Consider the following 13,265-nt stretch of genomic DNA (forward strand, 5'->3'; position numbering starts at 1 on the left):
GGGACCGGGAGGCAGGCCCGCGTCAGCCCTTCACCGCTCCCTGCATGATGCCGCCGACGATCTGCCGGCCCAGCAGGCCGAAGACGAGCAGCACCGGCAGTGTGCCGAGCAGCGTGCCGGCCATGATGACCGACTGGTCGTTGACGTAGCCGCCGCCGAGCTGCCGCAGCGCGACCTGCACGGTCGGCTCCTGCGAGGACAGCGCGATGACCGGCCAGAAGAAGTCGTTCCACGCCGTCATGAACGTGAGCATCCCGAGCACCGCCATCCCCGGCCGCGCGATCGGGATCACGATCGACCAGAAGATGCGGGCGGTGGAGGCCCCGTCCACGCGGGCCGCCTCGATCAGCTCGTCCGGCAACGACTGGATCAGGTACTGGCGCATGAAGAACACCCCGAACGCCGACACCAGACCCGGCAGGATCACCGCCTGGAGCTGGTTCACCCACTGGAGTTCGGCGATCAGCATGAACAGCGGAATCACGCCGAGCTGCGGCGGGATCATCATCGTCCCGATCGTCAACGTCAGCAGCGCGCCCCGGCCCCGGAACCTCAGCTTGGCGAAGGCGAACCCGGCCAGCGTGCAGGAGAGCACCGTGCCCACGGTGATGGACCCGGAGACGATCAGCGAGTTCAGCAGCGCCTTGCCGATGTCGGCCTCTTCGAGGACCGCCTCGAAATTCTTGATCAGGTTCGGGCCGGGCAGCAGGCTCGGCGGCACCTGCGCCAGGTCCGCGTTGGACCGGCTGGCCGCGACGATCGTCCAGTAGAAGGGGAACGCCGAGATCAGCAGCGCGAATCCGAGGATGAGGTAGGCGATCCAGCCGCCCGTCATCGTCCTCCCGGCTCCGCCGCCCCTGCGGAGCCAGGGGTGCCTGCCGGGCCGCTCCCGCGGAGGGCGGCGCTTCTCGGGCGCGGTCGGCGGTGCGGCGAGCGCGGTCATCGGCCGGCCTCCTTGCGTGCACGGCGGCGCGCGACCAGGGCATTGACCCCGACGAGCACCACGATCAGGACGAACATCACCCAGGCGATGGCCGCGGCCCGCCCCAGGTGGAAGAAGCCCCAGCCCTGCTCGTACATGTACAGGCCGAGGGTCTGGTACTGGTGCGAGATGCCGCCGGAGATCGACCCCTCGAACAGCAGCGGCTCACCGAAGAGCTGGGTCGCCCCGATCGTCGAAATGATCACCGTGAAGACGATGGTGGGCCGCAGCCCGGGAAGGGTCACGTGGATGAACTGCCGCCAGCGGGAAGCCCCGTCGATCCCCGCGGCCTCGTACAGCTCGTGCGGGATCGACTGCATGCCCGCCAGGTAGATCAGCGCGTTGTAGCCGGTCCAGCGCCAGATCACGATCGTCGATACGGCGATCTGTGAGGCGACCGTGCCCGTCTGCCAGTCCACCGGGTCGAAACCGATGAGCCCGATCACGTAGTTGATCAGCCCGAAGTCGCGGCCGAAGAGCTGCGCGAAGACGAGTGTGGCGGCGGCGACGGACGTCGCGTAGGGGAGCAGGACCGCGGTCCTGATGAACGTCCGGCCGCGCAGTTTGTAGTTGAGCAGGTGGGCCAGGCCCAGTGCCATCGCGAGCTGCGGCACGGTGGACAGCACGCCGATGGTGAACGTGTTGCGCAGCGAGATCCAGAAGTACTCGTCGGCGAAGAGCGCGGTGTAGTTGGCGATGCCCCGCCACTCCATCTCGCCGCTCGTCTGGAGCTCGACGCGGTAGAGGGAGACGAACGCCGTGTAGAGGAGCGGGAACAGGCCGAAGGCGAGGAACAGGGTGAAGAAGGGGGCGATGTAGGCGTACGGGGAGGCCTTGCGCCAGGTTCGCCGGAGAGCGGCTGCCGGACCGTCGTCCGGGCCGGTCCCGGGACCGGATCCGGTCCCGGATCCGGTCCCGGATCCGGTCCCGGATCCGGTTCTGGCCGACCGGGGTCCGGCCTTCGCGGTGGAGGTGGGGGACACGATGCGGCCCTTCGGTGAATCGGGGCGGGAGGGGTTGAGGGGGCGGTGGCGGGAGGGGTACGGGGTGCGGCCGGCCCACCGAGGTGCGCGGGCAGCCCGGCCGCCCGGGCAGGCGGCCGGTCGTCCGTGCGGGGATGCCCGGGGTGGACCGGCCTCGCGGGGAGGCGAGGTGGTCGGCCGCCACCGTCGCTGGATGGCCCCGCGACCGGTGTCAGCCGATCACGTTCGCCACGCCCTTCTTCGCCGTCTCCCACGCCGTGTCCGAGGAGACTCCCTTGCGCTCGACCTCGCTCAGCGCGTTCGTCAGCTGCTGCATCACGTTCTGGTCGTGCACGCCCAGCACCTGGACCGGGGACTCCTTGGCCGCGTCACCGAAGATCTGGCCGATCGGGGCGCCCGAGAAGTACGGGTCCTTGGCGTCCGCGATCTTCGCGATCGCGCCCGTGGAGGAGGGGAAGTTGCCCTGCTTCTGGAAGACCTTCGCCTGCTGCTCGGGCGCGGTGAGCCACTCGATCAGTTTGTACGCCTCCTCCTTGTGCTTGGCCGCACGCGGGATCGAGAGGTACGAGCCGCCCCAGTTGCCCGCGCCGCCGGGCAGCTTGGCGATGTCCCACTTGCCCTGGCCCCCGTCACCGGCCTGGGCCTTGACGTAGCCGAGCATCCAGGCCGGGCACGGGATGGTGGCGAACGAACCGGCGGCGAAGGCCTGGTTCCACTGTGGGGACCACTGGTCGAGCTTGGCGCTCAGGCCGGCCTCGGCCGCCTTCACGGAGGTGTCCCAGGCCGTCCTGACCGCCGGGTTCTTCTCGTAGATCAACGCGCCGGAGGCGTTGTAGTACCGCTCCTTCTCCTGGCCGATCATGATCCCGTAGAGGGAGCCGATGCTGTCCAGCCAGGCGCTCTGGGCGGGCGCCTTCTTCTTGTACTCCTTGCCCAACTCCAGGTAGCCGTCCCACGTGGACCACTTCTTCGCGAGTTCCTCGCGGTCGGTGGGGAGCCCGGCCTGCTTGAAGAGGTCGGTGCGGTAGCACATGGCCTCGGGGCCCACGTCCGTGCCGAGGCCGAGGACCTTGCCGTCCTTCGTGGTCGCCGCCGACCACTTGGCCTCGGCGAACTGGCCCGCGAGCTTGTCGGCCCCGAACGCCTTCAAGTCCTGGAACTTGTCGGCCTGCTGCTGGGTGACCGACGCGATCCGGCCCACCTCGACGCCCTGCACGTCCGCGAGACCGCCGCCGCCCGCGAGGCGGGTCTGGAGCGACTTCCAGTAGTCCGCCTCGTCCTGGGTGTCGCTCTGCTTGATGGTCACGTTGGGGTTGAGCTTCTGGTACTCCTCGTAGAGCCCCGCCTCCTTGAAGCCGAAGGATCCGAAGAGGTCGACCGTGAGGGTGACTTTTCCGCCCGCGCCGTCGGAGGTGTCCGGCGAGGCGCCGGAACCACAGGCGGCGAGGAGGGCCCCCGTGAGGACGACCGCGCCGAGGCGGGCTGTGGCTCTCTTGGCGGCTCGGGCGATGGGCATGGGAAGCCTCCCTTGACTTCGGGATGAACCGAGCGCTTGAGAGCGCTCTCAGTTCTTGCGTCTGGAGCGTCCCCCACCGCCTCCTCCCCGTCAAGACTCGAACGCGTAACGGCTTGGTGTTACGCCCAACTGCCCTCTGTGCCTGTTCCCTTGACACTTAGGTTTCAGGAGATTTACGTTCCTTGACACTTGAGAGCGCTCTCGAACGCGCTCTTCCCCCACGTGATCGAGGTGCTTTCGTGCAAGCCTCCCTCTCCAGACCAGCAGTGGCGACGCTCCTGGCCGTCGGCCTGGCCGTCGCCGGCCTGGGCCCCGCCGCCTCCCCTGCGGCCGCCGCCACCGTCCCCGCGGGTTCGGGCAGTTACACCGATACCCGACCTCCCGGTACGTCAGGACCCACGACGAACACCGGCGCCTCCGTCACTCCCAAACTCACCGCCGCCGCCCGGGACAAGCCGGTCCCGACCAACGACTGGTGGACCTCGCTCGCCTACCAGCGCTACGGCGACAACCCGTACTCCACCCCCATGTACGGCCACCCCCTCACGTACCAGGCCAAGGCCTCCGGACTGGAGGTCGGTTACCCGACCGCGCCCGCGATCGTCGGTGACGGCCGGCAGTACGAGTACGCCCACAAGGCCGACCTCACCGTCGGCCTCACCGGCTTGAACTCTCCCGACACCAAGGCCGACGCCTGGTCGGACTGGACGGTCACCCCGTACTGGGCGGACGGCTCCCGCACCTTCCGGGCCACCATCGGCCACGGCATGCCGTTCGTGTACGCCAAGGGATCCGGCGGCGACGCCCGCATCACGACCGCCTCCACGCCCACCGTCTTCGCGGACAACGGCAACGTCGTCGGCATCACGGTCGCCGGTCACCACTACGCGCTCTTCGCCCCGACCGGCGCCGACTGGAACGTCTCCGGCACCACGATCACCGCCGGGCTCGCGGGCAAGGACTACTTCTCGCTCGCGGTCCTGCCCTCCACTGACGCGCTCGCCACGTACCGCAAGTACGCGTTCAGCTTCGTCACCGGCTCCCAGGTGGCCTGGCAGAGCGCCGGCGGCAACGTTGGGGCGACCTACACCCTGACCACGGAGGCCAAGGAGGGCACCGAGCGCGGCACGCTCCAGGCCCTCTACCGCCACCAGTGGCTGCACACCACCGACGCGCTGACCCCGTACACGTACGTCTCGCCGCGCGGCACCATGAAGGTGCGCGAGTCCGCCTCCTTCACCACCAGCCAGAAGAGCAACGGCGTGGTGCCCGCCCTGCCCGCGTCCAGCGGCGTCGACCGGGCCCGGCTGACCGGCTACCTCAACGAGGTCGCCAATGCCTCCGACCCGTTCTCCGGGGCCGCCGACACCTATTGGACCGGCAAGGCGCTCGGCCGTCTCGCCCAACTGGTGCCCGTGGCCGACCAGATCGGCCAGACCGCGACCCGCGACAAGCTCCTCGGCCTGATGAAGGGCCGGCTCCAGGAGTGGTTCACGGCGGGCGGGGCGAGCGAGTTCAGCTACGACAAGGACTGGAAGACCCTCACCGGATACCCGGCCTCGTACGGCAGTGACACCGAACTCAACGACCATCACTTCCACTACAGCTACTACGTCTACGCGGCGGCGATCATCGCCCAGTACGACCAGGCCTGGGCGGCCGACTCCGCCTGGGGCGCGATGATCAAGCACCTGATCCGCGACGCCGCCAACCCGAGCCGCACCGACTCTGCGTACCCCTTCCTCCGCGGCTTCGACGTGTACGCGGGCCACAGCTGGGCCTCCGGCCACCAGGGCTTCGCGGCGGGCAACAACCAGGAGTCCTCGTCGGAGTCCATCAACCTCAGCGCCGGTCTCGTGCTCTGGGGCGCGGCGACCGGAGACACCTCGCTCCGCGACCTCGGCAGCTACCTGCTGACGACGGAGTCCGAGGCCATCACCCAGTACTGGTTCGACGCGAGCGAGCAGGTCTTCCCCGCCTCGTACAAGTACGGCACGGTCGGCATGGTCTGGGGCAGCGGCGCCGCGTACTCCACCTGGTGGACCGCCAACCCGGAGGAGATCCACGGCATCAACGTCCTCCCCGTGACCGGAGGTTCACTCCACCTGGCCCGCGAAAAGGCCGCCATCAAGCGGAACATCGCCGAGATGGAGCGCGAGAACGGCGGCCCGGCCCAGGAGTGGCGAGACCTGCTCTGGGAGTTCGAGGCGCTGACCGACCCGGCCCTGGCGAAGGCCAAGTGGGACGGCGTGAACGGCAATTACACCCCCGAGCAGGGCGAGTCCAAGGCGCACACCTACCACTGGATCAACACCCTCGACTCACTCGGCGCACCGGACATGGCGGTCAGTGGAGACCTGCCCACCTCGGCCGTCTTCAGCAAGAACGGAACCCGCACGTACACCGCGCACAACCACGGCTCCACCGCCCGTACGGTGACCTTCTCCGACGGCAAGACCCTTTCCGTACCGGCCCGTTCGACGGCCACGGGCACCGGAGCCGGCGGCGGAGACCCGGACCCGGAGGAGCCGGGCCCGTCCACCGGCAACACCTTCCGCCTCAAGAGCGGCGGCGTCCTCACCACCGCCACCACCGACCCGGCCGGCGCGGACACCGTGGCCTCGGCCGACGGCGTGAACCGGGACGGCACTCCGTACAGGCAGAACGTCTACGAGGTGAAGCAGGTCAACGGCAAGGTCGCAGCCGGGGCCGCCACCGCGTTCCGCCTCCGGGTGGACGCGGGCACCAAGGTGGCGCTCGCCCCGCAGGTCCGCGTCAGCTACGACCTGACCGGTGACGGCACCTTCGACCGCACCGAGACCTTCCGCTACTTCGCGACCGACCCGGTCGCGGGCTGGGAGGAGTACACGCAGGCGGTCGGCGCGCAGGCCGTCACCGGCAGCCTGGGCGAACTCAAGAACGGCACCGTCCGTCTGGAGATCTGGAACGCGCTCGGCCATGGCACGTCGCAGGTGCAGACGGGCACGGACGCGGCGGTCCTGAAGATCCCGTACGTGTAGTCCACTGCGGGGATGAACCGGACGTACGGGTGCGATCGGTGCGGCGGGTCTCCGGCCCCTCGGGGTGGGGGCCCGCCGTACGCGTACGCCACGGTTCAGGCCGAGGCCCGCCGGACCAGCGTGGTCGGGGTGATCACCGAGTCGGGTGCCGCGCCGTTTCCCGTACGGTCGAGGATGCGCAGCAGCAGCCGTGCCATCAGCCGCCCCTGGCCCTCGATGTCCTGGCTGACGGTGGTCAGCGGCGGTTCGGTCTCCTTGGCCACCGGATCCATGTCGTCGAATCCGACGACCGCCACCTGCTCGGGCACCGCGATCCCGCGCTCCCGCAGGACCCGTAGCGCCCCCGACGCCATCAGGTCGTTCGCGACGAACACCGCGTCCAGGTCGGGCCGCCGTTCCAGCAGCTCCGCCATCGCCCGCGCCCCGCTCTCCACGGTGAAGGCGCCCTCGGCGACGAGCGTCGGATCGAGGTCCAGCAGCACGTCCCGGTAGCCGTCGAGGCGGTCCGTCGCCGAGGTCTGGTCGGGCGGCCCGCCGATGTGCGCGATCCGCTCCCGCCCGAGGTCACGCAGGTACCGGACGGCGACCCGGGCCCCGCCCCGGTTGTCGGCGTCGACGTACGGTACGGCCCGTTCGCCGGGGTCGGCGGTCCAGCCGGGCCGGCCCCCGAACACGGTCGGAATCCCCGCTCGCCGGGTGATCGCGGGAAGCGGGTCGTCCGTGTGCAGCGAGAAGGCGAGAGCGCCGTCCACGTGCCCGCCGGCCAGGTACCGGGTGATCCGGTCGAAGTCCCCCGGCCCCTCCACCAGCAGGAGCACGAGCTGGGTGTCGTGGGCGGTCAGCTCCTTGCTTATGCCCCGTATCTGCTGGGAGAAGAAGGGGTCCGAGAAGATCCGCACCTCCGGCTCCGCGATGACGACGGCCACCGCGCCCGTCCGCCGCGTCACCAACGACCGGGCCGCGTGGTTGGGGACGTAGCCGAGCTCCTCGACGGCCCGGAGCACCTTGTCGACCAGCGGTTTGCGGACCCCGTCGCCCCCGTTGACGACCCGCGAGGCGGTGGCCCGGGAGACCCCCGCGCGCGCCGCGACGGCTTCCAGGGTGGGTCGGGACCCGGGGGACTGCTCGGGCAAGGCGGTCGCTCCTCGTCGACGGGGGCGGCGACACGCAGGGTGGTGCGGACCTCTGCCGTCGCCGGATCGTCTACAGCCTAGCGCCGGGACGGGCGCACGGCTGAGAGCGCTTCCAATCGCTTCCAATCGGGACGTCGCCCCGCTTAACCAGCGTAGGGCTGCCACATCTTGACGGTCGTCGCGGGATTGCTCGCGGAATTGGATTTGTGCGTCACCAGGCACCGGTACTGCCTGCCGAAATGAACGACACGGTCGTTCTCCGCGTACTGTCGATTGACTTTCCATTCCGAGAATCCTGCTGCCATGTGACCCCACCTTTCATCGAGCCGGCCACTGCCAGCGTGCATGAAGCATCGCACCCTCCTGAGCAGGGCCGACACCGATCCTGTCGGCCGGCCCGTCTACGGCTCACGAGCTTTCATCGGTTCCGGATGCGGCAGACCTGTAGCGCATGCCCACAGGTCTGGACCAAGCTCATGGTATGGATCTGGAGTTGAGGCACCTCAAGATCGTCAGAGCCGTCGCAGACGCCGGCAGCCTGACCCGCGCGGCCACCGTCCTGGGGCTCACTCAGCCCGCCCTGAGCACTCAGCTCAAGCGGATCGAGCGGGCGCTGGACGGTCCGCTCTTCGTCCGGGGGCGGGACGGCGTACGGGCCACCGCGCTCGGGGAGCTGGTGCTGGACCGGGCCCGCGTGGTGCTGCCGGCCGTGTGCGAGCTTCAGGAGGAGGCGGTGCGCTTCGCCCGTCAGGGCACGGCCGGCTACCGGCTCGGAGGCACGCACGGGCCGCTGCTGGGCGGGCTCGTGGACCGGATCGTCCGGCAGGAGCCCGGGGTACCGGTGACCACGTACACCTCGTGGTCGGAACGGGAGGTCGCCGGGGGCGTGGCCGCGGGCAGGCTGGACTTCGCCCTGGTCGGGGTGTGCGGGGAGAGCGCCCCGCCGGAGCCGGGGCGGCTCGCCTGGATGGAGGTGGCGCGGGACCCGGTGCACGTGATGCTGGCCGAGGACCACCCGCTGGCGCGGCGGCCGTGGATCGAGCTGGCGGAACTGGCCGCCGAGGCCTGGACCGACGTACCGGGCGACGGGTGCTTCGGGGACTGCTTCGCGGCGGCCTGCGTGCGCGCCGGGTTCACCCCGGCGTGCGTGTACGAGGCGGACACGGCTTCGTGCGTGCACCTCGTCCAGGTCGGGCGGGCCGTGGGGCTGTGCCGGGCGACCTTCCCCGTGACCCCCGGGCTCGTGACCCGGCCGCTCGCCGGGAGCCCACTGGTGTGGCGGCACCTGCTCGGCTGGCATCCGGCGGCGCGGGCAGCCGCCCGAGCGGCAGCGGTGCTGGACCACGCCCGGGACGCGCACACGGAGGCGCTGGCCCGATCGTCCGCGGTCGCGGTCACCGCGGCACTGGCGGAACTGGCGTAGGCCGGTCGAGGCGAGGCGAGGCGTGGCGTGGCGTGGTGAGGCATGGAGGTCACCACGACCACGTCGGCCGGAGCTTCCCCTCCTGCACCCCCGCCGCGCGGCCATAACACCGGGGGAGGGGCCAACCGGCATCTCCCGCAGGAGCGTTCGGATTTCTACGGTGTCGCTGACCCCCACCGAACCGAGGAGATCCCCCATGCTCAAGCGACACGCCCGCGCGGCGTGTACCGCCCTGGCCGCCGCCGGGCTGCTGCTGGCCGCCACCGGCACCGGCGCCGTTGCCACCGCCGCCCCCGCGGACTCCGCCGACGCGGCGCGCCCGACGAAGTCGGCCTCCGCCACCCTTCGCACCGCCGACGCTCCTCCCGAGCTGCTCACCGCCATGCAGCGCGACCTCGGCCTGACCCCCACGCAGGCCAAGGCCCGTCTGGCCCACGAGGCCGAGGCGGGGGCCACCGCCGCCCGGCTGCAGGCCCGGCTCGGCGCCGCCTTCGCCGGAGCCTGGCTGGACGGTGCCGACGCGGGCACCCTGACCGTGGCCACCACCCGGGCCGCCGACACCGCTTCGATACGGGCCACCGGGGCCCGGGCGAAGCTGGTCAGCCGCTCCCTGGCCGACCTGGACACTGCGAAGGCCGCGCTGGACCGGGCCGCCACCGCCACGACCCCGGTCCGCTACGTCGACCCGCGCGGCAACACCCTGGTCGTCGAGGAGACCCTGCCCGGGGCCGCGGCCGGCCTGCTGGCGGCCACCGGGATCGACGCGGCCCTGGTCACGGTGGTCCGTACCGCCGAGGCCCCGCGCCCGCTGTACGACCTGCGCGGCGGGGACGCGTACTACATGAACGGCAGCGGCCGCTGCTCGGTGGGCTTCCCCATCACCAAGGGAACGGTGAACGGCTTCGCCACCGCCGGGCACTGCGGGCGGGCCGGGACCACCACCAGCGGGTTCAACCAGGTGGCCCAGGGCTCCTTCCAGGCCTCCGTCTTCCCCGGCAGCGACATGGCCTGGGTGGCGGCGAACGCCAACTGGGCCTCCACCCCCTACGTCAAGGGCAGCGGCGGGGCGAACGTGCAGGTCACCGGCTCGGTGCTGCAACCCGTAGGGGCCTCGGTGTGCCGCTCCGGATCGACCACCGGCTGGCACTGCGGGACCATCCAGCAGCACAACACCAGCGTCACCTACCCCGAGGGCACCATCTCCGGCGTCACCCGCACGACCGTCTGCGCCGAGCCCGGTGACTCCGGCGGCTCCTACATCTCCGGCAGCCAGGCCCAGGGCGTGACCTCGGGCGGCTCGGGCAACTGCTCCAGCGGCGGGACCACCTTCTTCCAGCCGCTGAACCCGATCCTGTCCGCCTACGGCCTGACCCTCAAGGTCACCGGGAGCGACCCGGGCCCCGGCCCGGGCAACCCCGAGCCCGGCGGCACCTGGAAGGCCGGCTCCGTCTACGCGGCCGGCGCCACCGTCACCTACGGCGGCGCGAGCTACCGCTGCGTCCAAGGCCACCAGGCCCAGACGGGCTGGGAGCCGCCGGTGGTCCCGGCGCTCTGGCAGCGGCTGTAGGTCACTCCGTAGGACAGGTGGCGCCGTGGCTGCCAAGGGGGGAGCCACGGCGCCACCTCATGCGCGTTCCCGTCCGGGACGGATCAGGGGGCACCGGGGCCGCTCTTCACGGTCGTCCAGCGGCCGCCTTTCACCGCGTACACCGTCAGTTGGCGGTTGACCGTGTCGCCGTACTCGTCGAAGGCCACGCGACCGGTGACGCCGTCGAACGCCAGCCCCGACACGGCCTGCGGCATCTTCGCCCGGGCGTCCGCGGGGAGGGCTCCGCCGTGGGCGCCCACCACGGCCTTCACCGCCTCGATGACGGCCCAGGCCGCGTCGTACGCGTAGGGGCCGTACGAACCGGCCGCCTCCGGATACCCCGCCGCCTGGTACTGCGCAAGGAAGTCCCGTCCCTTTGCCAGGTCCTCGGCGGGAACGCCGATGCCCGTGGCGAGGTCACCCTCGGCCTTCGTGTTCGTGGTGAGGAACTGCTGGTCGAAGACGCCGTCGCCGCCCATCAGGGGGATGGCCACGCCCGCCTGCTTGAGCTGCTCGGAGAGCGGCCCGGCGGTGTCGTAGTAGCCGCCGAAGTACACGGCGTCGGCGCCGGAGGCCCGCATCTGGGCGGCCAGGTAGGAGAAGTCGTCCTGCGCGGGATCAACTCGGTCCGTACCCACGACGGTCCCGCCGAGCTTCGTGAACGCGGCGCCGAACCCGGAAGCGAGGCCGGTGCCGTAGGCGCTGTTGTCGTCGATGACGTAGACCTTCCTCTTCCCGGCCTCGTCGTGGAGGTACCGGGCGGCGAACGGCCCCTGGTCGACGTCCGTGGCGACGGTCCGGAAGTAGGTCTTGTACGGGCGGGACGTGGAGCCCTTGGCCCAGTGGGGGCCCAGCGTCAGCACGGGGTCGGTGTTGGCCGGTGACACGTTGACGAGGTTCGCCTGCCCGAGCGGTTCCGCCATGGTCTTGGCGACCCCGGAGGTGAGTGGCCCGACAACGCCGAGCACCTTCTCGTCGTCGACGTACCGAGTGGCGTTCGCCCGGCCCTTGGCGGGAGCGGCCTCGTCGTCCAGAGGTTTGATCTCGAAGTTCACGCCGGGTACGTGCCCGGTGCGGTTGGAGGTCCGGGCCGCCAGGTCGGCGGAGTTCTTCATGCCGATCCCCATGGCCGACAGGTCGCCGCTGAGCGGTGCGTCCACTCCGATGACCACCGTGACGGGGGAGGCCGCGGAACCGCCGCCGCGTGCCCCGCCGCCGGGCGGGGTGTCACGGGTCAACTTCCACGTCAGAACAGACCCGGCCGCGAGCGTGACCATGGCGACTCCCAGAACGGCGGAGCGCCTCGTGAGGGAGCGCCGTCGGGCGGACGCACCCTCCTCCCGCCCCTGCTGGTCCGTCCAGCCGAGCGAGACCAGATCCTCGGCCGAGGGCACGGCCACGGGCGGGGTGGCCGGCCGCTCCGGTACGGGCCGGCGGAGGGTGTCGGGCATGCGCGCCGGTTCCTCGGCCGTGGGCGTCGGCAGGGGTGAGGGGGACGGCAGCTCCGCTTCCCGCTCGGTCGGGGTCGGGACGTGCTCCGTCGCCGCTTCCGGGACGGGCGCCGGTTCGGGCTCGCGCGGGACGGCCTGCGCAGCCGTGTCCGCCCGGGACCGGTAGGACCGCAGCGCCGACGCCAGCAGCTCGGCGGCCTCGGCGGCGCCGACCCGTTGCGCCGGGTCCTTCGTGAGGAGCGCGTCCAGTACGGGCGCCAGCGGGCCGGCGTGGGCCGGCGGCCGGTGCGGGCGGGTGAAGACGGCTACGGCAAGGGCGTGGAGCCCGTCGGCCTCGAAGGGCGGGCGTCCCTCGATCGCGTGGTAGAGCGTGGCGCCGAGCGCCCACAAGTCGTTGGCGGGGGTCGGACGCCTGCCCTCCAACTGCTCCGGGGGCATGTAGTGCGGGGTGCCGATGACGGTCCCGCTCCGGCTGAGCTTGGTCGTGGCGTCGGCCAGGTGGGCGATCCCGAAGTCGGTGAGGACGACGCGGTCCTTGGTCAGGAGCACATTGTCCGGCTTGATGTCGCGGTGGACGATCCGTGCGCCGTGCGCTTCGGTGAGCGCGCCGAGCAGGGCGGCCCCGATCTCCGCCACCCGCTGCACGGGCAGCCGGCCCTCCTGGCGGATGGCCGCGGCGAGGGACTGCCCCCGTATGAACTCCATGACGATGACGGGGGCGCCGTGGTGCTCGACGACGTCGTGGATGGTGATGATCCCGGGATGGCTGAGAGTGACCGCCGCGCGGGCCTCGCCCGTGAAACGCCTGAGCAGCGTCTCGCGGTCGCCGTCGTCCAGCCCCGCCGGGAAGAGGATCTCCTTGATGGCGACCTCGCGTCCGAAGAGCTGCTGGTCGACGCCGCGCCAGACCCGGCCCATGCCGCCCTGGCCGATGGGCTCGACCAGCTCGTACCGGCCGGCGATGAGTTCGGATTTCTGCTCGGTCACGCGCACACTCTAGGACCTGTTGGACCGGTCGGGTGACGGAACCATGGCCTGATCCCGTGCCTGGCCCGGTGAACCCGGTGGACCCGGTGCGGCAGTACGCGGGCCGGCTGCGGGGACCGCGGTGGGTGTGGTCACCTGGGTTCTGCTGGGGAGGGGAGGTGTGCGTAAGGTCGGCACGGGGC

Annotated in this window: 9 protein-coding genes; 3 read left to right on the top strand and 6 right to left on the bottom strand. The window is 71.2% G+C overall.

The features are described 5' to 3' along the window. Positions 1-22: 22 nt before the first annotated feature. The 3 genes from AC061S_RS15320 to AC061S_RS15330 all read right to left on the bottom strand — a co-directional run bounded on the left by AC061S_RS15320 (position 23) and on the right by AC061S_RS15330 (position 3,481). Complete coding sequence (locus tag AC061S_RS15320) at positions 23-943, bottom strand: carbohydrate ABC transporter permease (protein ID WP_478686485.1); 921 nt, start codon at positions 941-943, stop codon at positions 23-25. Then, a complete protein-coding gene (locus AC061S_RS15325) occupies positions 940-1,965 on the bottom strand; it encodes a carbohydrate ABC transporter permease (protein WP_478686486.1) in 1,026 nt (341 codons plus the stop codon). The genes AC061S_RS15320 and AC061S_RS15325 overlap by 4 nt, the downstream gene beginning before the upstream one ends. Positions 1,966-2,176: 211 nt before the next feature. Then, on the bottom strand, positions 2,177-3,481 hold the full coding sequence (locus AC061S_RS15330; RefSeq protein ID WP_478686487.1) for an ABC transporter substrate-binding protein: 1,305 nt from the start codon (positions 3,479-3,481) through the stop codon (positions 2,177-2,179). Between the two features lie 239 nt (positions 3,482-3,720). Here AC061S_RS15330 and AC061S_RS15335 point away from each other — a divergent pair, with 239 nt between their 5' ends. After that, the gene (locus AC061S_RS15335; protein WP_478686488.1) at positions 3,721-6,501 is read left to right on the top strand and encodes a glycosyl hydrolase; all 2,781 of its coding nucleotides are present in this window, start codon (positions 3,721-3,723) and stop codon (positions 6,499-6,501) included. A 95-nt stretch (positions 6,502-6,596) separates the two neighbouring features. Here the strand turns inward: AC061S_RS15335 and AC061S_RS15340 are convergent, their stop codons facing one another. Further along, positions 6,597-7,634 (bottom strand): LacI family DNA-binding transcriptional regulator, encoded by a 1,038-nt coding sequence (locus AC061S_RS15340; RefSeq protein WP_478686489.1) that lies wholly within the window; start codon positions 7,632-7,634, stop codon positions 6,597-6,599. 143 nt (positions 7,635-7,777) lie between these two features. Beyond that, a complete protein-coding gene (locus AC061S_RS15345) occupies positions 7,778-7,981 on the bottom strand; it encodes a carbohydrate-binding protein (RefSeq protein WP_478686490.1) in 204 nt (67 codons plus the stop codon). 134 nt (positions 7,982-8,115) lie between these two features. On the opposite strand from AC061S_RS15345, the gene AC061S_RS15350 reads away from it, so the two are divergent. Both AC061S_RS15350 and AC061S_RS15355 read left to right on the top strand, forming a co-directional pair. Next, positions 8,116-9,057, top strand: coding sequence for a LysR family transcriptional regulator (locus tag AC061S_RS15350; RefSeq protein WP_478686491.1), 942 nt, complete (start codon positions 8,116-8,118; stop codon positions 9,055-9,057). Between the two features lie 196 nt (positions 9,058-9,253). Then, complete coding sequence (locus AC061S_RS15355) at positions 9,254-10,624, top strand: carbohydrate-binding protein (protein WP_478686492.1); 1,371 nt, start codon at positions 9,254-9,256, stop codon at positions 10,622-10,624. An 83-nt stretch (positions 10,625-10,707) separates the two neighbouring features. Here the strand turns inward: AC061S_RS15355 and AC061S_RS15360 are convergent, their stop codons facing one another. Further along, a complete protein-coding gene (locus AC061S_RS15360) occupies positions 10,708-13,083 on the bottom strand; it encodes a bifunctional serine/threonine-protein kinase/ABC transporter substrate-binding protein (RefSeq protein ID WP_478686493.1) in 2,376 nt (791 codons plus the stop codon). Between the last annotated feature and the right edge of the window lie 182 nt (positions 13,084-13,265).

This window comes from Streptomyces sp. CA189, assembly GCF_056428985.1.

What these genes read in the sequence shown, in the direction of transcription:
- AC061S_RS15320 (WP_478686485.1), bottom strand. Translation starts at nt 943, where the DNA reads ATGACCGCGCTCGCCGCACCGCCGACCGCGCCCGAGAAGCGCCGCCCT.
- AC061S_RS15330 (WP_478686487.1), bottom strand. Translation starts at nt 3,481, where the DNA reads ATGCCCATCGCCCGAGCCGCCAAGAGAGCCACAGCCCGCCTCGGCGCG.
- AC061S_RS15345 (WP_478686490.1), bottom strand. Translation starts at nt 7,981, where the DNA reads ATGCACGCTGGCAGTGGCCGGCTCGATGAAAGGTGGGGTCACATGGCA.
- AC061S_RS15350 (WP_478686491.1), top strand. Translation starts at nt 8,116, where the DNA reads ATGGATCTGGAGTTGAGGCACCTCAAGATCGTCAGAGCCGTCGCAGAC.
- AC061S_RS15355 (WP_478686492.1), top strand. Translation starts at nt 9,254, where the DNA reads ATGCTCAAGCGACACGCCCGCGCGGCGTGTACCGCCCTGGCCGCCGCC.